Origin of the sequence: Zobellia uliginosa, from assembly GCF_018860745.1 — a bacterium.
Classification (GTDB): domain Bacteria; phylum Bacteroidota; class Bacteroidia; order Flavobacteriales; family Flavobacteriaceae; genus Zobellia; species Zobellia uliginosa_B.
In genome coordinates, this window is the sequence record NZ_JAHKPY010000012.1 from 177,064 (window position 1) to 198,709 (window position 21,646).

Consider the following 21,646-nt stretch of genomic DNA (forward strand, 5'->3'; position numbering starts at 1 on the left):
TTTTGGATTGGTGGTATAACTATTTTACCAGCTTGCGATTTCTTCTTGCAATTCCTCTTTTCCCTTTCCAACTTTCTCCTGTACCCTACCCATCATTTCATCAAACTTTCCTTCAGTATAGGTTACATCGTCATCTGTTAAATTTCCATATTTCTGCTTTAGTTTTCCCTTTACTTGGTTCCACTTACCTTCTAATTGTTCTTGATTCATATTCTTTATTTTTAAGATTAAACTTCTTTTCTGTTAATACCTGAATTTAAGCATTAATTATTGCAGCCTTTAGTTATAAAAAATGCTTTTTTGACTTTAAAAATTACTTGTAGGGCTTTTCTATTCCAGCACTATCAACATCCATAAATTTTACAAAATCAGAAGGATTTTGTATCGGTATGAAGCGGTCTCCCTTAATTACTACGGGAAAAGCCAATGTTGATGGCGATTTCTCTAAAATCCGCAACCAATCGTGTTCATCTAAATTTACTTTCTCTTCTCCGTACTTTTCTTTAAAATCCGGATGATCCTGATTTACCAAACTTCCTACGGGTTCCTTCATACTATGTGCTATCTCGGCCCACTGTGTGCCCGTCACTTTAGTTTTTGATATGTCTATTGCCAGAATGGACTCATCTGCTGCTTCAACATAAGCATATGTTTGTTGACCTATAGAATTCTCTGAATTATAGTATAACGTTATCTTCTTTTTATCTTTTGATATAACTCCCATTTTGCTGTCTTTTAGTTCATGTAATACAAAACTGAAATTACTGGTTATTCTTAGAGGCTATTACCTCTAAAAAATTATTTTTTTCTCCTTTCGTTCTTTCCATTACCAATAATAGTAGCTGTCAAACCGTCACCTACATTAAGCCATATGTAATTAAAAAATGATTTGGTAGGGTCTCTTTGCACTTGTATGCCTCCATACCGATATCCGTTAGCATCCGTATTGGAACCATCATTAACAAATATTCTACCAATGGCTGTCAATAGTTTGTTAATCTGTAAACGGTCCTTTTTTAAGACTGAAAATTCAAAATTCTCGTATTTCATTTTCATATCTCCTGCCGAGGAAACCGAGTTTCCACTAACGGTAAAATAAAGCTCCTGAATTTCGCCTTTGGCACGTACGCGCAAATTAGATTCCAAAAAAGAATTTATATTTCTAGACTGAAAATTCTTTACCGTTCCAGAGGCCATAAAGGCGTCTGATTCATTTTTGGCATCAAAAGACCAATTTAATGTAATTGGTGCTTCTCCCATTAACAATGCTTTGGCCGCTACTCTGGTCTCCTTTTTTTTATCAGGTACATTTTGAATATTCAGTATTTCTGCCTGAACTTTGTCAAAAATTATCTTGCCCGGAGGTGTTTCCCTGTTCACCCTTTCACTGTAGGCAATGTAGCCTTTGGTAAGTTCAATTTTAGGAATATCAATCTCTATAGGCAATGTACGAATAGCTTCACCAAACAACTTCTTTCTTTCCGTATCATCCGGTAAAAGCTTATCGCGGTACATTTCCAATTTTGGAGCTATTAAACTACCTGCTCCTGTATGCACCCATAATTTATTATTGGTATAGCCAAAAACAATGTCGTCAAAACGTATTTCAGGTATTTTTAGATCGATATAATCGCGCTCCTTATTTGTGTGCCAGCTTAATTTGGTCTTATTGTATTTTGACTTCAATTTTAATTCGGTGATGGTAAGATTTCCTTCATCCACATTTATCTTACCCACCTTTAGGGCCTCATAAGGACCCAAGTCCGCGTATAAGGAACTAGCACTGAAATCCAACGCGGAATAAGTAACCGGAATTTTAGAATTAATCAACTCTGCATTGGTTAAAACATCCTCTACATCAATATGTACAGAATCTAACTTCATGGCAAGACTATCATTTTCACTCTTCCTTAGAGTTACATCACCATCAATCACATTGATTCTTTTTACTTGAATCGTTTTTAAAAGTGCTATGTGATTGTCTTTAGCTTCCACCGTGTCTACTTTATCTTTCTTAAGATAATACAACAAAACGGGGCGTTCGATCTTCAAACTTTTTAGGCTGATTTTCTCATTCAAAAGAAATTGCCAGTAACTTAAGCCCACCAATTCTATGGCATCAATTTTTGCTGTAACCCCCTTTTGAAGTGAATCTTTAGGTGTAATAGAAAAATTTATAGTTTTTAGCTTTGCCATGCCTTTTAGGACACTTACATCAATATCACCATATTCCAATTGCATATGTGATGGTAATTTATCCTCAAGAAAATGGGTCACGGATTTTTTAGCCATTAATTGGGCTATGAACAACAAAACTGCCCCCAACACCACGACCATAAGCACACCCTGAATAATATATCTACCTATTCGGCTCAAATGCATATTTTGTTTTTAACTTTAATGAACGTTTTTCTCAGAACCCATCCAATTTTTAAAATTGGCTCTTTAAAACCTAAAATACGCGTGTTTTCGGATTTATAATTGACCGGTTTGGAAAAACGGTTTTTTGAAAACAAAGTGTTTTATATATTATCCTTGTTACACTATGTCAATACTCCATACAGCAATTGTAAAGTTTCTTAATATATTCCTATTTTTTATGGCACTAATACAGATAAACGCTCAACAAACAGTTCCGGAAACTATTCGGGAAGAAGCAGAGATAGCCCTCTCACATTATCCTGAATTAAAGGATACCCCGATAGTTTTTAAAATAATAAAGAACATAAAAAAATCTACCATGCGGGCACAGCCCAAAGTAAATACACTTTTTAAGTCGAAGAAAAAAAGGGCTTATGTTATTCTTATAAGTGAAAAAATAAAGATTTCAGAGAAAGTGTTTTATACCAAAGATGTTCCCAAAGACATTATGATCGGTTGGCTGGGACACGAATTAGGGCACGTCATAGATTATAGCAAAAGGAGTTCTTTAAACCTAGTTTGGTTTGGACTAAAATACTATTTCTCCGGCTCATACATTAAAGAAGCAGAACGTGCCGCGGACACCTATGCGGTTACCCACGGCATGCACGACTATATTTTGCAGACCAAACGTTTTATTCTTGAAAATGCAGATATTGATGAGAAGTACAAAGAACGAATTAGACGATATTATCTTTCTCCGGATGAAATCATGGAAATCGTAAAAGAGTATGAAGCTTCAAAACAAACTGAATAAAGTCCTCTACTGATTCGCAAAATCTTCCCATTCCTTAAACTTCTCTTCGCCCATAACCCGCTCCATCTTTACCTGACCACCTTTCTTTTTATTCCTACCGTTCCAGTCATGAAAAACAGATGGTGGTACGGTGACGACTTTTACACCCTTTAGGGCTTTTGAGCGTGCCACTTTATAGTTTTTATTAGCAGTCTTGAGGGATTCATCCAGTGCATTAGCCAACTCCCCATCATTAGCTTCATCTTCCGTACCCAAATACCAACAGTGATAAAACTCACCATCAATTCTCTTTGCACACAAAGTATATTCAGGAATACGGATACCAAATTTCTCTTCTAATTCCTGTACGCCATCATCTAACTTATTCACTGATAGCTGTGAACCAACCGTGTTTAAAAAGAACTTAGTTCTACCCGTAATTTTTATCTCGGCACGTTTCACATCCGTAAACTCAATAGTATCACCAATTAAGTATCGCCAAGCACCGGAAACCGTACTAATAATTAGCACATAATCTTGACCCTTCTCTACTTCCGATAATTTTAAAGCTGGTGCATCATCACTTATAGAACCATCCGGTTGTATATACTCTGGCTCAAAAGGAACAAATTCAAAATAAATACCAGAATCCGTAGACAACTGCATAGCATGTGTTTCTGGCCTTGATTGGAATGCCATAAACCCTTCCGAAGCCAAATAGGTATCTATAACCGTGATAGGTTTCCCTAGAAGCGCATTAAAACTCTTCTCATAAGGACCAAAAGCAACACCTCCAGAGGTGTAAACTTGTAGATTAGGCCAAATCTCATGAATATTTTTAAGGCCGTGAAACTCTATTACTTTTTGCAACATTAGCTCCATCCAAGAAGGAATTCCGCTTAAAGCGCCAATATCCCAATTAGGAGCCTCTTCGGCTATTTTTTGTACACGTTCGTCCCAGTCATCAATTTCGGCAATCTCTTCCCCAGGTTTATAATACCCTCTAAACCAATTAGGGATATTACTAGCGCTAATTCCGCTTATCTCACCTTCCTGATGACCTTCCACTTTGTTTAAATCCGTAGAACTACCTAACATTAAAATTCCCAACTCAAAGAATTCTGGTGGTAAATCAAAATTGCTCAGCGCAAATACTTGTTCCACCCCTGTTTTTTTGATAGCGGCAATCATATCATCCGTTACGGGAATACGTTTACTGGTCTTACCTGTTGTACCAGAGCTCAACGCAAAATAATCCGGTGTTCCCGGCCACGTTACATTTTCTTCCCCATCGTGTAATTTTTGCCACCACGCATCATTAATACGGTTATAATCAAAATAAGGAACCGACTTTGCAAAAGTACTGGCAGGATTTTCCGATTCTAGAATGGTCGAAAAGTTATAATGTTGGCCAAAAGCAGTATTCTCAGCTTTCTCCAATAGTTCTTGAAGCACCGCTTCTTGTTCTGCTATGGGGTCCTTGGTTCCCGCCAGCTTCTCCCTGACATCCAAAAATCCCTTTATAATATGTCCTATAATCGGCATGTGTATCTTTTTAGTAAATGTAAGTATAAAGCTATGTTCAGTTGCTCTTTATGCAAAGTTTGATTAACCCAAACCAACTAATGTTTTCGAATTTTAGATTCGGTTTTAAGCCGTTTCTTAATTCCAACGTTAAACTTTTTAATGCACAAGGAAGTTTGCGTAATTTTGTATCTCAATCCCACCACATTCGCACTTGTATAGCATCGTAGACATAGAGACTACCGGCAACGGTATTAAAGGTAATAGAATTACCGAAATTTCCATATTTATTTATGACGGTTATGAGATAGTTGACGAGTTCACCTCTCTTGTAAATCCTGAATGTGAAATTCCATATTTCATAACCGGATTAACGGGTATAGATAATGATATGGTGCGTGATGCTCCCAAGCTAGAAGAGATTGTAGAGGATATTCTGAACATTACGGAAAATACCATCTTCGTTGCCCACAGCGTAAACTTTGATTACAATGTAATAAAAAATGAACTGAAACTCTTGGGCTATGAATTTATCCGTAAAAAACTGTGTACCGTTCGCTTATCGCGAAAATTATTACCTGGGTACCATTCTTATAGCTTAGGTAAATTATGTTCAGCATTGGGTATTCCGTTAACCGATAGGCACCGTGCTCGTGGAGATGCACATGCCACCACCCTACTTTTTAAGAAACTGTTACGACAAGATGGTGCCACAGAAGTTTTCAAATCTTTTTTAAATGCCCGTTCGCAGGAAGGAACTCTACCGGCCGCATTACCAAAAGAAGCTTTTGAAAAGTTACCCACTGCTCCTGGCATTTACTACTTTAAAGACGGAAAAGGCAAAATCATCTATGTAGGCAAGGCCATTAATATAAAGAAGCGGGTACTGAGTCATTTTTATGATAAGAAAACCAAAGAAATTCAGCTTTGTGCAGCCACGGCCGATTTGGATTTTGAACTCTCCGGAAGTGAGCTTTTAGCGCTATTGATGGAATCGCAAGCCATAAAGCACCACTATCCGGAATTTAATAGAGCACAGAAAAGAAAAATCCAGCCCTATGGTATATTTAGCTATGAAGACCGCAACGGCATTATGCATTTAGCTTTCAATAAGCTAAAAATGGCTCCAAATTCTGTTCTTACTTTGTACAGTCCCACAGATTGCCGGTTATTCGTGGAAGAAATCTGCAAGAGTTTCCGACTTTGTCCAAAATACTGCCATTTGCAGGAAAATGTTAAGAGCTGCTCTCATTACCGCATAGAAACCTGTGATGGCATCTGTAGAGAAAAAGAAAACCTTGACCTGTACAATGAAAAAGTAAAGAATGCTTTATCTCATATTAGGGCTCAAAAACAAAACTTTGTTATTAAAGAAAAAGGGAGGAGTTTAGGAGAGCAAGCCTTTGTTTTGGTACGGGATAGTGTTTATGTGGGATACGGTTTTATAGATTATCATGACATGATCCAGGCGGACCACGAACTGGAAACCTTTCTGGTTCCACAAAACAATACCTTAGAAACCGAAAGTATTATTAAATCATACATTAGCAAAAATCCCAGCAAAGTATCTGCCTTAGAAAGCCAAACATAATGTAAACTAAATATTGACCTATTTATCCAACTTTTTGTACATAAGGATTACGAACAACAACCATATACTAAATATAGCAATTACAATAGTGGTATATATCCATATAGCATCCATAAGTTTGGTTTCAGGTGGAACAAGATTTGGTGTCTTTTGCGGATAAACAAGCTTAGCAATACATAAATTTTGCCAATTTGTAATCCTATTCTTATTAAAGATAACCAAAAACTTGTAAAATCACCCCAATTAATTAAGATTGTTTTAACATTTACAAAAATGTTAATAAAACAGCCTATACCATGACTTATTCGCAAAAAAAATTGACTTAAACGCAGAAAATCAAGCACATACCATTACTTTTTCTTTCCACTATTCATAAAAAGAACAACAGTTACTACAAGTGCAACGCATACAGCCGCGAAAACACCGATCATAATAATGCCATTGCCGTAGTTAACGAGAGGTAGATTTTGTGAAATCATAGGATGGTAATTTATTTTAAGCAAATTTAAGCTACAACCGGAATTTAAAATATGATAATTATCAGTAATACAGAATTTTATAAAACTGATACCGATTAAAACTTAGCACAGATTTCTATCCTGAATCAAAAATAAAACAATATGATTCTAATGATTATGATCATGTTGTCCAAAGAGAACTGAGCTTATTACAAAGCCAACAAAAACAAGACCCAATAGAAGAGTTATTACACTTCCATTAGTTAAATCAAACGAGGTAAAAGCTAGAGAAATCATAACACCGATTTTTAAATTGATACTTAAAGTTATGCTGAAATAACTAGGGAAAATATGATAAATATCAGATATAAAATTTTTATTACATCATATAAATCTTACATCTCTTGAAGGTTAATTGAAAAACTAGTACTTTTCGTTTCTTTTGGTTATTTAATCCCACTATCATCTGACGAATTAAGACTAAGAAACTACTCATTTATAGATACTATGAAAAAAAAATATAATATCCTTTTTCAAAGAAATAATACCCATAATAGCTGGTATTCTAATAGCTATGTATATTACAAATTGGAACGAGGATAGAAAAGACAAAAAATATATCAACCAAATATTTACTTCCATTAATAAAGAGCTATCCGAAACTAAAGAAGATATCATTACCCAGATAGCACTGCACAACATATTGATTGATTCCCTCGATTTTTATGAAAGAAATAATACAATTACATTAATGGATATAGCCATTAAAGTTAATGGTATCCAAATGCCCACAATAAAACTAAGTTCTTGGAAAGCTATCTCTAATTCAAAAATTGAATTACTTAAATACGAGAATATCTCTACTTTAGCGAACATAGAAAATTTAAGAGAGGTTTTAATAATGAAAAATGCAAATCTATCGAATTTTATTTACCCGAATATTAATGAAACAACCAGAAACAAAAAGCAAATATTAAAAGTTATGATGATGGACATAATGAGTACAGAGACAGCAATACAAAAAGAGATTGAAAAGGTTTTAAAAAATTAAACAAATTCTTAAAACACAATGAAACACCTCATCCTAATAGCAATTTTAGTTCTCACAGGCTGTACGACTGAAACAAAAGCTCAGATGGAAACTAAAATAGATACATCTGTTCAAAAAATGTGGAATGACTTCACGCAAGCAAATCCTCAATTCAAAACAACAAAACAACCAAAATCTTGGTTTTTTCATAATAATGAGAAAGATGCCAATCGTCTAGCCAAATTGGTGATAAAAGGAAAAAAGCAAGCCGGTTCTGGCTTATATGCGTGGTATGAAGAAGCTAGTGCTCCTTTACCCGTTATAGGTACAAAACATATTATTACAGATTTTGATGGTACCGCAAGGGCTATCATTCAAATTAAAAAAGTAGAAACTATTCCCTTTAATGAAGTATCAGCAGCATACGCCACTCTAGATATGGGAACAACGGATGAACCCCTCAAAAATTGGAAAAAAGCCCATTGGGATTTCTTTGCAAGTACAATGAAAGAAAGCGGAGAAGAACCAACCGAAGACATGCTCATTGTCTGTGAGTGGTTTGAAACCTTGTGGCCAAAAAACTAAATTACTCTAAAATATAAAACCCCCATTACTTTAAAAAAGTAATGGGGGTTTTAAGCTTCTATATCCACTTATAAAGTAGTAGGACAAACATAGTCCGTTGAAGGAACTTCGGCCGTTTTAAGGGCTCCAAAACCACCTCCTATATCTATAAAATTATGTATACCACGGCTCTTTAAAATAGATTCCGCTATTACTGAACGATATCCTCCGGCACAGTGTACCAAGAAGGTTTTGTCCTTTGGAAATTCGCTTAGATAATCATTAAGACCATCTAACGGCGTATTCACGGCATCAATTACATGTTCAGAAAGAAATTCGCTCTCTTTACGAACATCAAAAACCTCAGCTTCTTTATTTTCGATTTTCATTTTTGCTTCTTCCGCAGAAATAGAAGTGATGGTATCATAATCCTTACCCGCTTTCTTCCAGGCATTGAATCCGCCTTTCAAAATTCCGATGGTGGCATCAAAACCAACTCGAGACAAACGGGTAACCGCTTCTTCCTCCATACCTTCTGGCGTCACCAATAACAGTGGCTGTTTCGTATCTGCAATAAGCGCACCTACCCATGGGGCAAAATCGCCATTAAGACCAATAAATATAGAACGCGGAATATGACCTGTTATAAAATCTTTCTGATTTCTAACATCCAATACAACCGCACCCGTTTCGTTTGCCATGGCTTCAAAAGCCTCTGGTTCCAATTCTGTTGTACCACGATTCAAAACATCGGCTATATCTTCATACCCCTCTTTGTTCATCTTAACATTTAAAGGGAAGTATTTTGGTGGTGGAAGCAAACCATCCGTAACTTCTTTAATAAACTCATCTTTGGTCATATCCGCTCGTAGCGCATAGTTCATTTTTTTCTGGTTGCCCAAAGTATCTACGGTTTCCTTCATCATATTCTTACCGCATGCTGATCCTGCACCATGTGCCGGATAGACAATAATATCATCTGCCAAGGGCATAATTTTATTCCTCAAACTGTCGAACAGAATACCCGCCAAATCTTCTTGGGTCATACTTGCCGCTTTTTGAGCTAAATCAGGTCTACCCACATCTCCCAAAAATAAAGTATCACCAGAGAAAATAGCATGGTCCTTCCCGTTTTCGTCCTTTAAAAGGTAGGTGGTACTTTCCATGGTATGGCCAGGGGTATGCAGTGCTTTTATAGTAATATCGCCCACTTTAAATTCTTGCCCGTCCGTAGCAATTATAGCATCAAAGGAAGGGTTTGCATTAGGACCATATACAATAGGTGCACCGGTTTCTTTTGAAAGGGTTACATGGCCACTCACAAAATCCGCATGAAAATGGGTCTCAAAAATATATTTGATTTTAGCCCCTGCCCTTTCCGCTCTTTCCATATAAGGATGTACTTCACGAAGTGGATCAATGATAGCCACTTCTCCTTTACTTTCAATGTAATATGCGCCTTGTGCCAGGCAGCCGGTATATATTTGTTCTATCTTCATTTTATCTTTTCTTTTTATTTCCGCGGAGGAAAATTAAACGCTCTTTATAACCTTCCGTGTGGGAAGTATAAAATCATCACTCTAACAAAAATACTTTTATCTAGTCAAACCCAGCGTAACATTAGTTACGGTTTCGGTGGCTTTGGTAGGCTACCTTTTCACTTAGTACGGATAACGGTGTCATATTATCAAAATATTCTACGGCTTCTTTGGTCTGTACGAATAAATACTGCTTATGAAGAGCTTCTATAATCCCACTACTAAAAATCGTATCCCTAGTGGGACCCGTGGCTCCTGAAATATAAAACTGAAGTCCTCGTTCATGAAGTTCATCTATAACACGAATAAGCATTTGTGCCGCACTAGAATCAATATAGCTTATTGCTTCTGCATTTAGAATAACTCCTTTTAACTTATCTCCTTTACTATTCACATTCTTTAGAAGCTGTTTTTTGAAAAAATTCTTATTACCAAAATACAACTGAGAATCGAACCTTACGATAAGCAGATCATCACGCACCAAAACATTTTGTCCAAACCTATCTACATTTTTATAATAATCTGAACCATCTATCCTACCCAATACAGCAAAATGAGGTTTTGAACTCTTATAGACCATTAGCAACAGCGAAAGCAAAACACCTGCCAAGATACCTTCTGAAATACCAGCAAAAAGAGTAATCAAAAATGTGGTAAGCAAAACAAAAAGTTCATCCTTACGGTATTCCCAAAGACTCTTAGGATAGGCAACGTCTATTAATCCGTACACCGATACCATGATAATACTTGCTAAAACCGCATTAGGAAGATAATAAAAAAGAGGCGTTAAAAACAATAACGTAATAGCTACCACAAGAGCACTGAAAATTAGAGACATGGGTGTCTTTGCACCGGACTGACTACTAATAGCAGACCTTGAAAAACTACCGGTTACTACATACGATTGAAACAAAGACCCCAGCATATTTGTACTTCCCAAAGCTATAAGCTCTTTATTGGCGTCTATAGTTTCTTCTCCTGTTTGCTCCTCCATGGATTTTCCTATGGAAATTGCTTCTAAATAACCAATAAGCGCCAATGTAACCGCTATAGGAGCTAACTCCAAAATGGTATCTATTTTAAATTCATGTAATCTAAAAGAAGGTAATCCTGTTGGAATCTCTCCTACTATATTGACTCCATAAGTGGCCAATTGTAAAAAGTAAACCGCTAAAATTCCAAGTATGACCACGAAAAGGATTCCAGGTATTCTTTTATCTACTTTTTTTAATACTACTATCATTATAATTCCTACCAACCCAATAGCAAAGTCGTATACATTGGTTTCCGGTATCTTTTCAAAAGCATTCATTATCAATACATCAAACTGATTGCTACGGGTTATATTTACCCCTAACAGATGCTTAAGCTGGCTGAACATTATAATCAACGCTGCCGCGGAAGTAAATCCGCTTATAACAGGTTTAGATAAAAAATTTACCAAAAAACCCATTCTAAGGACCCCTAGAATTAATTGAACGGCCCCAACGCAAAAGGCCAGAAGTACGGCCATGGCTATATAATCTTCTGTTGAAGTAATGGCCAGCGTACCCAAACCAGCGGCCAGTAAAAGGGAATCCATTGCTACAGGCCCTACCGCAAGCTGTCTAGACGTACCAAAAAACGTATAAACAATCATGGGCACTAACGAAGCATATAGCCCATATACAGGAGGTAGACCGGCAATCATTGCATAAGCCATACCTTGAGGAATCAATATGATACCCACCGTTAAACCGGCTATTAAATCTTTGGAAAACCAACTCTTGTTATAGTCCGTAATCCACTCCAAAAAAGGGAGAACTCTTCGCATAGGACAAATGTACCATTTAATCTAAAACACCTATGTTACCTGTGTTACATGAACACAAATAAACCATAACCTAAACTCTTACAATTATTGAATATTGCCACCCACTGCAAGTCCACTTGGTACACTTTCCGGTATGGTCCTATCAAAATTGGTATCGTTAAGGGTATTCAAAAATGAAATAATCTGAGACATTTCCTTAACGGATAAATTCAGTTGGCGCACAAAAGGATCGTATTTCCGAACAGGTACGTATTCATTACGTTTCTTTCCATCGGCTATATCTTCATAGAATTCCAATACTTTTTTGAGGCTTGACAAACTACCATTATGCATATAGGGCGCCGTAAAACGTAAATTACGAAGTGTAGGAGTACGAAAAGCAAAAGTATCTTCAACACCAAAATCCGCTTGCTCCAATTTTTCGGTTTTAGGGGTTCCTAAAACGTGCATTTTATAATCCGAAAACATGGGGCCATTATGGCAATTAACGCATCCAACGGATTTAAAAAGCTCAAAACCCTCTTTTTCGGAAGTTAATATGGCATCTTGGTCTCCCCTCATATATTTATCAAATCTTGAATTATTCGTTACCAAGGAGCGTTCAAAAGTAGCAATAGCTTTAGCCAAATTAGTGACCGATACGGCTTCTGGCTCATTAAATGCCGAAGCGAATAACTTTTGATATTCGGGTATATGCTTTACTCGATTTACTACGATCTGCAAAATACTGTCTGCGTCAAAACCATGTCCGCGCATTTCCTCAAAAGCCTTGATAGGTTCCAAAGCCTGAACTTCGAGACTCTTTACACGATCATCCCAAAACATAGTAGCTTCTGATGGCTCATAATTCCCGAAAGCATCCATACCATTATATGCCGAGTTGATAATCGTGGGTGCATTTCTTTTTACAAAAGGAATATCATTGGGCGTATTGAATTTACGCCGTGAACCAAGCCCCGTGGCATTGGGACCAATGCTAATATCCAAAAACTCTGCATAGCCATTATCCGGGTGGTGACAAGTGGCGCAAGACACATCTTTATTTCCTGAAAGAATAGGATCATAAAAAAGCAATTTGCCCAATGTCTCCTTTTCAGGTGTAGACGGATTATCCAAAGGAGATTTTACCGTCTTGGGCAATGCCGAAAATGTAGTAACCACCTTAGTGACAGTTGAGACCTTTTTCCGCTTTTTTCCATCACCACCACACCCAATGAGATATATCATCAGTAGTACTGACAAAAGAAATTTTTCTATTCTAGACATAAGTTACCTACACGATAGAACAGTAAAAATAAACATTATAAGACAATTACAGTATGACTATTATTAGCCTCAACTTTGCCCACTAATTTGCTTAAAATATACTTTGCTACAAAAACTTATTCTTAACATGGTTCACCAATTTAGTGCCATCTGGATCTGCTTTTGTTTTAAGTTCACATAATTCCTCTGCCCATTTAGAAGTACGGATGCGCATTGGTGGATTTTCATTCTCTGCAACTCCAAGAATAACCTCAGCTACTTCCGTGCCTGTTTGAAAAACCATTTCCGTGCTTTTACCAGACCTTTCTGCACTTTTATCCATGTACTGTTGAAAAATAGGTGCGTATTCACCTGAAGCCATTTGTCCGTCTACCACTGTTTTTCCCACTGCAGAGGTCATAAATTCCGTAGAGATCCCTCCTGGTTCAACACAAGTAAAATTAATATTGAAAGGATCACTTACATAGCTCGCTAGCCCCTCCATAAAGCCCTCTACCGCAAATTTAGAACCACAGTATAATTCATTAAATGGTTGTCCGACCAGACCGCCCACAGAAGTAACACAAATAATCTGTCCTGATTTTTGCTTGCGCATATAAGGTAATACCTCTTTCGTACAGAAAACAACACCATGATAATTTACATCTGTCACCCATCTTATTTCCTCCTCACTAGATTGCTCCGTAGTTTTTGCAAAACCAGCTCCGGCGTTATTTACGAGAACATCAATCTTACCGTCATTTTTGATAACCCTTTCTACGGCCATCTTAATAGAATCTATTTTGGTAACATCTAGTTCCAATATTTCAATATCCAAATCAGATTCAGCAATCTTGTTCTTTAAGGAATCTGCTTTCTTTAAATTTCTCATGGTGGCATAGACCTTGTATCCTTGTGCTGCAAAAAGCAATGAAGCCTCTAACCCTACCCCTGATGATGTCCCGGTAATTAATACGTTTCTTTTCATTTCTATTGATATATAATTAAACTAATATGGAATGAATGTTCACTCCAATTTATATTTAAATTTTTTTATTCCTTGATTCCGTCCCAAACCATACCTACTTGGTTTTGTAACGCTTTTGAATTAGTTTCTCCATCAGCATGATACCACCTTAAATAGGAAACCACACTACCTCCTATGAACTGTATTAATTCATTTGTATCTATATTTTTAATGATGCGCTCTTCTTTTCCTTTATTAAGTAAATCATATACGGGAAGTACAACTTCCAACCCTTTATTCCTACTTTCTTCCGTAATAATAGGCGAAGCTCTTATCTGCTCCATAAATTGAAAATATGTGGCGTTCTCAACAAAAAACAGTACTATAGCCTTATAATAACTCTCAAACTGAGTTTTTATAGGTCGGTTTATATCAAAATCCGGGAAGGCTGAATTTTCCTGTTCCTTAATACTCACATACAAAGCGTTAATAAGAATATCCTTATTGGAAAAATAGTTGTAAATGGTTCCCATACCGGTACCTGCATTCTTGGCTATAGCGGACATTGGTGTGTTGTGCACACCCTTAGCCACCAACAATTCTAATGCAGAGCGCAATATATTCTCTTTCTTATTCACAACGCAAATGTATCTAATTTGGAATGATTATTCCAAATTATTAACTAAATTTTAATTTTTGGAATACAATAGATTTGTCTAAAAGTGTAGAATACTTATAAATCAATAACTTTAATTTTATTACGGTGCATCTCAATTTTGCCTTCTTTTTCCAATTTTTTTAATAAGCGGGAAATTACTACACGAGAAGTATTTAGATCATAAGCAATGTCTTGATGTGTGGTCTGTACATACTCATCATGATTGACCATGGCCTTATCTTGAAGGTGCTTCAACAACCTTTCATCCATTCGCAGAAAAGCTATGGTATCTACAGTTTCCAGTAATTCCGTCATACGAGTATGATAACTGTCTAATATAAATTGGCGCCATGTACCATATTTAGACATCCAAGTTTCCATATTCTGAACAGGAATCATCACTAGTTCCGTGTTGCTTTCCGCAATAGCACGTATTTCACTTTTATGAGTACCAACACAACACGAAAATGTCATGGCACAGGTATCTCCTCTTTCTAAGAAATATAACAAAAGTTCATCTCCACTCTCATCTTCCCGCAAAATCTTTATGGCTCCACTTAACAATAGAGGCATATGTGATATGGTCTCACCAATATCCATAATTATCGTTCCTTGATCGAATCTTTTCACCACACCAACCTCTTGCATTTCTGCCATAAGTGCATCTTCAAAAAGGTATCCGTAATTCTGTAAAAGACTTTCTTCCATAGTTGCTTTTTAGTTGCCTGTGCTTATAAATATTCTATAATTTACATCTTCGTCCTTTAGGTAATCAAACCCTTCATGAAGTTTGGTCTGAGCTACGGCATACGGATAAAAAGTGATGGGCTCTATACATACCATATTTGGCACTTCTGTCCACAACATAAAATTATTAAAACCTTCCGTACGAATATGCAGTTCCTTTTGATCTTTTAAAACTATTTGAGTGCAATCAGGAACTTGCAAAGCCCTACTACCCACATCCATAATATCTTTTAGTGTAATTTCCTTATCGCCAGCAACCACCACAGGACTTTCCGAGTATAATTTAAATGCGGGATGGTAACCCAACATATAAGGCATATCACGTTCTCCTGAGATAGTAAAGTTAACCTCTAGTCCGTCTTTAGTTAAACGAAAAGTCTTTTTAAAACTGAAATCATATGTCCAGAACAACCATTCTTTATTAGATTTCTCAGGGAATTTTGAATTTTTGATAAGTTTACGAGCTTCATATTTTTTCTCCAACACGGCTTCGGTATCCGTTTTTGATACTACCTCATATTCCATTTCCCTAAGAAGACCATGCTGATCTTGAATGGCTATATCCCTTGGCGTTTGCACTTGAAACTTGGCATCGGCCGTTGGCCCAATAATTGGAAACATTTCAGTATCCGAACTACGCCAACCAGGACTGCCTTTTTGATGAATATACTCGTAACCATCTACAGTATAACTTACTAATTCTCCGCCTTCTATCTGTACTATTTGATTCTGAAATTTTAGTTCTATCATTTCCTTGCTTTATCGCTATTAAGAAGAAGTTATTTTAAAAAATTCTCTTACAAATCTAATCTAAAAACCCTTTTTCACGCATCCAATCATCATTAAACATCTTACCTACATATCTACTGCCATGATCATGAAACAACACTACTACTATGTCGTCTTTCTTAAAATGTTCTTTCAATTGTAACACTCCTCTTATTGCTGCACCGGCAGAATTCCCTAAAAACATAGCTTCTTCCTTTGCCAGACGCTGAGTGTATACCGCGGCATCCTTATCGGTTACTTTTGTGAATCCATCTATAATATCAAAATCCACATTCTTTGGTAGAATATCTTCGCCTATACCTTCTGTGATATACGGGTAAATTTCCTTGTCATCAAAAACACCGGTCTCATGGTATTTTTTAAAAACGGAACCATACGTATCTACTCCCCATATTTTAATATTGGGGTTCTTTTCTTTTAAATATTTCCCTACTCCAGATATTGTTCCCCCTGTACCCACACCTACAACAAAGTGAGTAATCTTACCATCTGTCTGTTCCCAAATTTCGGGTCCCGTACTTAGATAATGTGCTTTTGCATTACTAGGATTATCATATTGGTTTACATACCATGCATTGGGTATTTCTGATGCCAAGCGCTTGGCGGTAGAATAATAACTTCTTGGATCACTAGGCTCAACATCCGTAGGACAAACATACACCTCACTACCCATACCTCTTAATATATCTACTTTCTCTTTGGACTGCTTATCACTAATTACACAGATCAACTTGTACCCTTTTATTGTAGCTGCCAATGCCAGACCCATACCTGTATTACCAGAAGTACCCTCTACGATAGTTCCTCCCGGTTTTAAAACTCCAGAAGCTTCTGCATCTTCTATCATCTGTAAAGCCATACGATCCTTTACCGAGTTGCCCGGGTTAAAAGTTTCATACTTGGCCAAAACTAAGCAAGGTAAATCAGCAGTAAGCCTGTTTACCTTTACTAATGGTGTGTTACCAATAGTACCAAGTATATTTTCTACATATTTCATGAATGGATTGTTGTTCGTTTATAGAGAGGTAAAATACAAAGAACGCTTCACATATAAAAAGAAGCATTTCTCTTTACTTTATTCAAACTTAATTGCCTTTACAGGAGTAATTTTAGTGATGATATAAGAGGGTACCAACAACATAATAATACATAGGACCAGCACTCCGATATTTAGCATAAGTACCGTAAAAAAATCTATATGAACCGGTACATAGTCTATATAATATTCCTTTGGATTAGGGAATTTCAGCAGCTGAAACTTGTCCTGTAGAAAAATGGCTCCCAAGCCTATTACATTGCCCCAAAAAAGGCCAATGCCAATAAGATAACTAGCGTTATAAAGAAATACTTTACGAATGCTCCAATTAGCGGATCCTAGCGCTTTTAGTATACCTATCATCTGGGTACGCTCAAGAATAAGAACCAGCAGTGCTGTTATCATATTGAACCCGGCTACGATAATTACGATACCTATGATAAGTATGATATTAAAATCAAAAAGACTGATCCACTCAAAAATTTTATAGTACTTATTAACTATGGTCTGTGTATCTAGAGTAGATAAGGTTTTACCATAAATCTCCTTACTTTTTTCGTCTATATCATCAAATTCGTTCAGGAAAACCTCAAAATTACCAACTTGATCGTCCTCCCATTTGTTCATTCGTTGAATGTGACGTATATCCGTAAAGAGATACAGCCCATCAAACTCCTCAAAACCGCTATCGTAAAGTCCGGTTATTTTGAACTTCCGTTGGTTGGGCAACTTAGAAATATCTCCATCTTTTAGAAAAAAAGCATAAAAGTTATCTCCTGTTTTTAAATTTAAACGATTGGCCATAAGCTCGGACATGAGTACCTCTTCATTTAAATCATTGGCGTAATCGGGTAGCCTGCCCTCTACCAAATATTCCTCAAAAGCAGACCAGTTGTAATCACTACCTACCCCTTTTGCAATGATTCCTTCAAAAGTGGTCTCTGTTCTGATAATTCCCGCTTTGCTTGCTACTGCCTGCACATGATCAACACCATCTACATATTTAAACTCAGGATAAAAATCTTGATGTATGGAGACGGGCATAACCGAAACATCGGATGCATTATTATCGTAACTGGATATCTGAATGTGACCATTAAACGCGGCAACTTTTTCCCGAATCTTGTATTTGAGACCTATTCCTGTAGAAATGGTAACGAGCATCATAACGACTCCCAATGCAATAGCTGCAATTGCTATTTTTATTATTGGAGCGGAAATGCTAATTTTATGCGCCTCGCCTTTGATGAGCCGCTTGGCCAAAAAATATTCAAAATTCAATATATGGCGTTTTTAAACTGTCTCAAAAGTACATTTTTCATTTGGTTTTTGCTTGTTGTGGCATGTGGAAACCCGACCAAAACAGAGAAAATCATCTCCGAGCCCACTCTTATTCCTATTGATACTATTGTTACAAAGCCAATTATCGTTGGCGCAAATAGAACCAACATCTACTTGCCCCTGTTAAAAGACAAAAAAGTGGGCGTTGTTGGCAATCAGACTTCCATTATTTTTAAGGCGTCCGCTAATGACTCGATTACAGCTGCCCCGCACATTCACTTAATTGATTCCTTACTTGCCCTACAGATTGATATTAAAAAAGTTTTTGCTCCTGAACATGGGTTTAGAGGCAGTGTAGATGCAGGAGAAAAGGTAAAGGATGGTGTAGACAGCAAGACCGGACTTCCTCTTATTTCTTTATATGGAAAAAACAGAAAGCCTAGTGCTGCACAATTGAAGGATATAGATATTGTACTTTTTGATATCCAGGATGTAGGTGTTCGTTTCTATACCTATATTGCTACTCTGCAATTGGTCATGGAAGCTTGTGCCGCTCAAAACAAACCTATAATCGTATTAGATCGCCCTAACCCAAATGCGCATTATATTGACGGACCAACAATGGAAAAAGCACATACCGGCTTCTTGGGAATGACAGAAATACCTTTGGTCTATGGCATGACAATTGGCGAGTATGCAACCATGATAAATGAAGAAAATTGGTTGGTAGAAGGAAAGAAAGCAGACCTTACCGTTGTACCATTGGATAACTGGACGCATGAAACCGAATACAGTTTACCGGTTCGCCCTTCGCCAAACTTGCCAAACGATATTGCCATAAACCTTTATCCCAGTTTAGGTCTTTTTGAAGGGACAAATGTCAATGCCGGTAGAGGAACGGAATTACAATTTCAATGTTACGGGGCTTCTTTTTTAGACAGCACCCAATATAGTTTCAGATACACACCGGCGCCTAATTTTGGTTCAAAAAGCCCGAAGGAAAACGGAAAGATTTGCTTTGGCAAGGATTTATCAGAAATCCCAAAAATGAATGAAGTATCGCTACAATGGCTTATGGACTCCTATGTAAACACAGAAGAAAAAACCAAGGTTTTCAATACAAGTGGATTTACCAAACATGCAGGCACCAAAAAATTACAAGAACAAATAGAAAGCGGTCTATCGGAAGAAACCATTAAGGAAACATGGCAAGCCGACTTAACCAAATTCAAGAAAATCAGGAAAAAGTACCTGATGTACAAATAGGTACAGCTCAAACAAATTTAAACAACTTCACTTGTTTCGCCAAGTGTTGTTGGTTTTCTAGATTTATGAAAAGGTTGCTTTAACAAACCTTTTATACTCGCATTTTCCACCTCATCCGGAAATGTATCTACACCATAGACTATACTATCTCTATCAAACTTCAAGAAGGTTCCGAAAAGACGGTCCCAAATTGAAAATATGTTGCCATAGTTGCTATCTGTGTACGGTAGTTTATAATGATGATGTACTTTGTGCATATCCGGAGAAACTATCACCCAACTTAAAATCTCATCCAACCTTTTAGGCATTTTTATATTTGCGTGATTGAATTGTGTAGCTATTAACGAAAGTGACTGGTACAGCATTACAATTCCAATAGGAGTACCCACAATCAATACACCAAAAAGGGTAAAGACAAAACGAATCATGCTCTCTAACGGATGATGACGATTAGCCGTAGTAGTATCTACATTATGATCCGTGTGATGCACTAAATGCACCCGCCATAAGAGTTTTACTTTGTGCTCTACCAAATGTGCTAAATAAGCCCCTACTAAATCCAAAAGTAACAAACCTATTATTACATAAAGCCACAGTGGCATTTCTGGTAACCAGTTGATAATCCCAAAATTTTCAACTACGGTAAAATCGGCTGTTTTTAATAGTAGAAAAGCCAATACCAAGTTTACGATTATCGTAGTAAAAGTAAAGAATAGATTAGGCAAAGCATGCTTCCATTTTTTATAGGTAAAACCAAAAAGAGGAACAATACCCTCTAATATCCAAAAGAAAGTAATACCACCTACAAGAATCAGTGAACGATGTAAAGACGGTATAGTTTCAAAGTAATTAATTATGAATTCCATATTTTAAAGATATAAAAATTAATTAATCTTCAAATATATTGGTATTTTTTCTGATTATTTTAAGCTAATCGGAATCCAAACCTCCTCCTCAGAATCTGGATCATCATTTTTGTATTTGGCTCCTAGTACCTCAAACTGAGGCCTATGATCCAGTTTGTATTCGGAAGCTGGAATCCATTTTCCAAAAATAAAATCCATGGTTCGTTTAAAATCACTAGAACGGCCTCTATGAATAAATACCGCATACAGGCCTGCCTTCAAATCTATAGTTTGAAAATCCAGAGCATATTCAGCATACGAACTTACTTCTATAGTAGCCCATTTCTCAAACTCGGTGTGCGGCCCAAATCCTGAATCGGGCATATTTCTATAGACTTGTACGGAATATAAATCTGTTCCTACCGCATTTGGAATGTGCCTTTTTAAGGGCATAAAACCACCCCATAGTTCTGAAGTACGGTTATTGGCCAAAGACATTTTTAATGAATGACCTACTAATTTTTTTCCTGCAAGCTGTACTATTCTTGGTTCCATAAGAAAGGATTGTATAGGTTATTGTAAAAATTAGTTCCCGATAGCTTTTTTCATTTTTTCAACAATATTAAATGCTGCGGGACATATGGCTACGTTCTTTAATGTTAAGTTTGAAATTTGTTGAAATTTTTTCCGGTCAGTATGTGGAAATTCTCGGCATGCCTTAGGGCGTACATCATAAATGGAACAATAATTGTCAGCTCCCAAAAAAGTACAGGGTACTTGTTGCAGCACGTAATCATTCTCTTCGTCTATTCGTAAATATTGCTCAATGAACTTCTGGGGTTTCTGCCTAAAATGTTTGGATATACGCTCCACATCTGCATTGGTAAACAATGGGCCTGTAGTTTTACAACAATTGGCACATTCCAGGCAATCCGTTCTTTCAAATTCTTCATCATGTAATTCTTGCATTACATAATCCAAATTTCTGGGCGGTCGTTTTTTTAGCTTGGCAAAAAACTTGCGGTTTTCATTGTGTTTTTCCTGTGCTTTCTTAGGAAGTTCTTTTAAAATCTGCTCCATCCTTCTAAAAATCTGCCCAAAACTAAACAACAAATACTTAAAATGCCCAATTTTGCC

The 21,646-nt window shown here is 36.7% G+C and carries 21 protein-coding genes; 5 read left to right on the forward strand and 16 right to left on the reverse strand.

Translation table 11 applies throughout. The annotated features are described in order from the left end of the window. Window positions 1–24: 24 nt before the first annotated feature. The 3 genes from KO521_RS12080 to KO521_RS12090 all read right to left on the reverse strand — a co-directional run bounded on the left by KO521_RS12080 (window position 25) and on the right by KO521_RS12090 (window position 2,382). A complete protein-coding gene (locus tag KO521_RS12080; RefSeq protein ID WP_155594599.1) occupies window positions 25–210 on the reverse strand; it encodes a CsbD family protein in 186 nt (61 codons plus the stop codon). A 103-nt stretch (window positions 211–313) separates the two neighbouring features. Beyond that, the gene (locus KO521_RS12085) at window positions 314–724 is read right to left on the reverse strand and encodes an arsenate reductase family protein (protein WP_215940169.1); all 411 of its coding nucleotides are present in this window, start codon (window positions 722–724) and stop codon (window positions 314–316) included. Between the two features lie 74 nt (window positions 725–798). Then, a complete protein-coding gene (locus tag KO521_RS12090) occupies window positions 799–2,382 on the reverse strand; it encodes a hypothetical protein (protein WP_215940170.1) in 1,584 nt (527 codons plus the stop codon). Between the two features lie 217 nt (window positions 2,383–2,599). On the opposite strand from KO521_RS12090, the gene KO521_RS12095 reads away from it, so the two are divergent. Beyond that, a complete protein-coding gene (locus tag KO521_RS12095) occupies window positions 2,600–3,178 on the forward strand; it encodes a hypothetical protein (protein WP_215940171.1) in 579 nt (192 codons plus the stop codon). Window positions 3,179–3,184: 6 nt separating this feature from the next. On the opposite strand, the gene KO521_RS12100 is transcribed toward KO521_RS12095, so the two are convergent. Continuing rightward, on the reverse strand, window positions 3,185–4,702 hold the full coding sequence (locus tag KO521_RS12100; RefSeq protein ID WP_215940172.1) for a GH3 family domain-containing protein: 1,518 nt from the start codon (window positions 4,700–4,702) through the stop codon (window positions 3,185–3,187). A gap of 193 nt (window positions 4,703–4,895) precedes the next feature. Here KO521_RS12100 and KO521_RS12105 point away from each other — a divergent pair, with 193 nt between their 5' ends. From KO521_RS12105 to KO521_RS12115, 3 genes are all read left to right on the forward strand, one after another. Next, window positions 4,896–6,272: an exonuclease domain-containing protein gene (locus tag KO521_RS12105; RefSeq protein WP_215940173.1), complete on the forward strand. Its 1,377-nt coding sequence runs from the start codon at window positions 4,896–4,898 to the stop codon at window positions 6,270–6,272. Between the two features lie 1,032 nt (window positions 6,273–7,304). Continuing rightward, a complete protein-coding gene (locus tag KO521_RS12110) occupies window positions 7,305–7,781 on the forward strand; it encodes a hypothetical protein (protein ID WP_252730058.1) in 477 nt (158 codons plus the stop codon). Between the two features lie 18 nt (window positions 7,782–7,799). Further along, window positions 7,800–8,345 (forward strand): ASCH domain-containing protein, encoded by a 546-nt coding sequence (locus KO521_RS12115; RefSeq protein ID WP_215940174.1) that lies wholly within the window; start codon window positions 7,800–7,802, stop codon window positions 8,343–8,345. A 68-nt stretch (window positions 8,346–8,413) separates the two neighbouring features. On the opposite strand, the gene KO521_RS12120 is transcribed toward KO521_RS12115, so the two are convergent. The 9 genes from KO521_RS12120 to KO521_RS12160 all read right to left on the reverse strand — a co-directional run bounded on the left by KO521_RS12120 (window position 8,414) and on the right by KO521_RS12160 (window position 18,398). Further along, window positions 8,414–9,823: an MBL fold metallo-hydrolase gene (locus KO521_RS12120; protein WP_215940175.1), complete on the reverse strand. Its 1,410-nt coding sequence runs from the start codon at window positions 9,821–9,823 to the stop codon at window positions 8,414–8,416. A gap of 121 nt (window positions 9,824–9,944) precedes the next feature. After that, window positions 9,945–11,675, reverse strand: a complete 1,731-nt coding sequence (locus KO521_RS12125) for a SulP family inorganic anion transporter (RefSeq protein ID WP_215940176.1) — start codon at window positions 11,673–11,675, stop codon at window positions 9,945–9,947. An 84-nt stretch (window positions 11,676–11,759) separates the two neighbouring features. Continuing rightward, window positions 11,760–12,941, reverse strand: coding sequence for a cytochrome-c peroxidase (locus KO521_RS12130; RefSeq protein WP_215940177.1), 1,182 nt, complete (start codon window positions 12,939–12,941; stop codon window positions 11,760–11,762). A 106-nt stretch (window positions 12,942–13,047) separates the two neighbouring features. Further along, complete coding sequence (locus KO521_RS12135) at window positions 13,048–13,908, reverse strand: SDR family oxidoreductase (RefSeq protein WP_215940178.1); 861 nt, start codon at window positions 13,906–13,908, stop codon at window positions 13,048–13,050. Window positions 13,909–13,973: 65 nt separating this feature from the next. Then, the gene (locus KO521_RS12140) at window positions 13,974–14,525 is read right to left on the reverse strand and encodes a TetR/AcrR family transcriptional regulator (RefSeq protein ID WP_215940179.1); all 552 of its coding nucleotides are present in this window, start codon (window positions 14,523–14,525) and stop codon (window positions 13,974–13,976) included. A 95-nt stretch (window positions 14,526–14,620) separates the two neighbouring features. Further along, a complete protein-coding gene (locus KO521_RS12145; RefSeq protein WP_215940180.1) occupies window positions 14,621–15,253 on the reverse strand; it encodes a Crp/Fnr family transcriptional regulator in 633 nt (210 codons plus the stop codon). 9 nt (window positions 15,254–15,262) lie between these two features. After that, entirely contained in the window at window positions 15,263–16,042 is a 780-nt protein-coding gene (locus KO521_RS12150; RefSeq protein WP_215940181.1) for an aldose 1-epimerase, read from the reverse strand. 55 nt (window positions 16,043–16,097) lie between these two features. Then, a complete protein-coding gene (locus tag KO521_RS12155) occupies window positions 16,098–17,078 on the reverse strand; it encodes a PLP-dependent cysteine synthase family protein (RefSeq protein ID WP_215940182.1) in 981 nt (326 codons plus the stop codon). A gap of 78 nt (window positions 17,079–17,156) precedes the next feature. Further along, a complete protein-coding gene (locus KO521_RS12160) occupies window positions 17,157–18,398 on the reverse strand; it encodes an ABC transporter permease (RefSeq protein ID WP_215940183.1) in 1,242 nt (413 codons plus the stop codon). 3 nt (window positions 18,399–18,401) lie between these two features. Between KO521_RS12160 and KO521_RS12165 the strand changes: the two genes are divergently transcribed. Further along, window positions 18,402–19,664, forward strand: a complete 1,263-nt coding sequence (locus KO521_RS12165; protein ID WP_215940184.1) for an exo-beta-N-acetylmuramidase NamZ family protein — start codon at window positions 18,402–18,404, stop codon at window positions 19,662–19,664. Window positions 19,665–19,681: 17 nt separating this feature from the next. Here the strand turns inward: KO521_RS12165 and KO521_RS12170 are convergent, their stop codons facing one another. From KO521_RS12170 to KO521_RS12180, 3 genes are read right to left on the reverse strand one after another with little or no spacing between them, the layout of a single operon-like run. Further along, window positions 19,682–20,530, reverse strand: coding sequence for a sterol desaturase family protein (locus KO521_RS12170; RefSeq protein WP_215940185.1), 849 nt, complete (start codon window positions 20,528–20,530; stop codon window positions 19,682–19,684). Between the two features lie 54 nt (window positions 20,531–20,584). Then, window positions 20,585–21,064, reverse strand: a complete 480-nt coding sequence (locus KO521_RS12175) for a GyrI-like domain-containing protein (protein WP_215940186.1) — start codon at window positions 21,062–21,064, stop codon at window positions 20,585–20,587. Between the two features lie 30 nt (window positions 21,065–21,094). Then, window positions 21,095–21,589: a YkgJ family cysteine cluster protein gene (locus KO521_RS12180; protein WP_215940187.1), complete on the reverse strand. Its 495-nt coding sequence runs from the start codon at window positions 21,587–21,589 to the stop codon at window positions 21,095–21,097. Window positions 21,590–21,646: the final 57 nt, after the last annotated feature.

What these genes read in the sequence shown, in the direction of transcription:
- KO521_RS12180 (WP_215940187.1), bottom strand. Translation starts at nt 21,589, where the DNA reads ATGGAGCAGATTTTAAAAGAACTTCCTAAGAAAGCACAGGAAAAACAC.
- KO521_RS12170 (WP_215940185.1), bottom strand. Translation starts at nt 20,530, where the DNA reads ATGGAATTCATAATTAATTACTTTGAAACTATACCGTCTTTACATCGT.
- KO521_RS12145 (WP_215940180.1), bottom strand. Translation starts at nt 15,253, where the DNA reads ATGGAAGAAAGTCTTTTACAGAATTACGGATACCTTTTTGAAGATGCA.
- KO521_RS12175 (WP_215940186.1), bottom strand. Translation starts at nt 21,064, where the DNA reads ATGGAACCAAGAATAGTACAGCTTGCAGGAAAAAAATTAGTAGGTCAT.
- KO521_RS12110 (WP_252730058.1), top strand. Translation starts at nt 7,305, where the DNA reads ATGTATATTACAAATTGGAACGAGGATAGAAAAGACAAAAAATATATC.
- KO521_RS12090 (WP_215940170.1), bottom strand. Translation starts at nt 2,382, where the DNA reads ATGCATTTGAGCCGAATAGGTAGATATATTATTCAGGGTGTGCTTATG.
- KO521_RS12165 (WP_215940184.1), top strand. Translation starts at nt 18,402, where the DNA reads ATGGCGTTTTTAAACTGTCTCAAAAGTACATTTTTCATTTGGTTTTTG.
- KO521_RS12080 (WP_155594599.1), bottom strand. Translation starts at nt 210, where the DNA reads ATGAATCAAGAACAATTAGAAGGTAAGTGGAACCAAGTAAAGGGAAAA.
- KO521_RS12125 (WP_215940176.1), bottom strand. Translation starts at nt 11,675, where the DNA reads ATGCGAAGAGTTCTCCCTTTTTTGGAGTGGATTACGGACTATAACAAG.
- KO521_RS12095 (WP_215940171.1), top strand. Translation starts at nt 2,600, where the DNA reads ATGGCACTAATACAGATAAACGCTCAACAAACAGTTCCGGAAACTATT.
- KO521_RS12130 (WP_215940177.1), bottom strand. Translation starts at nt 12,941, where the DNA reads ATGTCTAGAATAGAAAAATTTCTTTTGTCAGTACTACTGATGATATAT.
- KO521_RS12100 (WP_215940172.1), bottom strand. Translation starts at nt 4,702, where the DNA reads ATGCCGATTATAGGACATATTATAAAGGGATTTTTGGATGTCAGGGAG.
- KO521_RS12115 (WP_215940174.1), top strand. Translation starts at nt 7,800, where the DNA reads ATGAAACACCTCATCCTAATAGCAATTTTAGTTCTCACAGGCTGTACG.
- KO521_RS12150 (WP_215940181.1), bottom strand. Translation starts at nt 16,042, where the DNA reads ATGATAGAACTAAAATTTCAGAATCAAATAGTACAGATAGAAGGCGGA.
- KO521_RS12085 (WP_215940169.1), bottom strand. Translation starts at nt 724, where the DNA reads ATGGGAGTTATATCAAAAGATAAAAAGAAGATAACGTTATACTATAAT.
- KO521_RS12120 (WP_215940175.1), bottom strand. Translation starts at nt 9,823, where the DNA reads ATGAAGATAGAACAAATATATACCGGCTGCCTGGCACAAGGCGCATAT.
- KO521_RS12135 (WP_215940178.1), bottom strand. Translation starts at nt 13,908, where the DNA reads ATGAAAAGAAACGTATTAATTACCGGGACATCATCAGGGGTAGGGTTA.
- KO521_RS12155 (WP_215940182.1), bottom strand. Translation starts at nt 17,078, where the DNA reads ATGAAATATGTAGAAAATATACTTGGTACTATTGGTAACACACCATTA.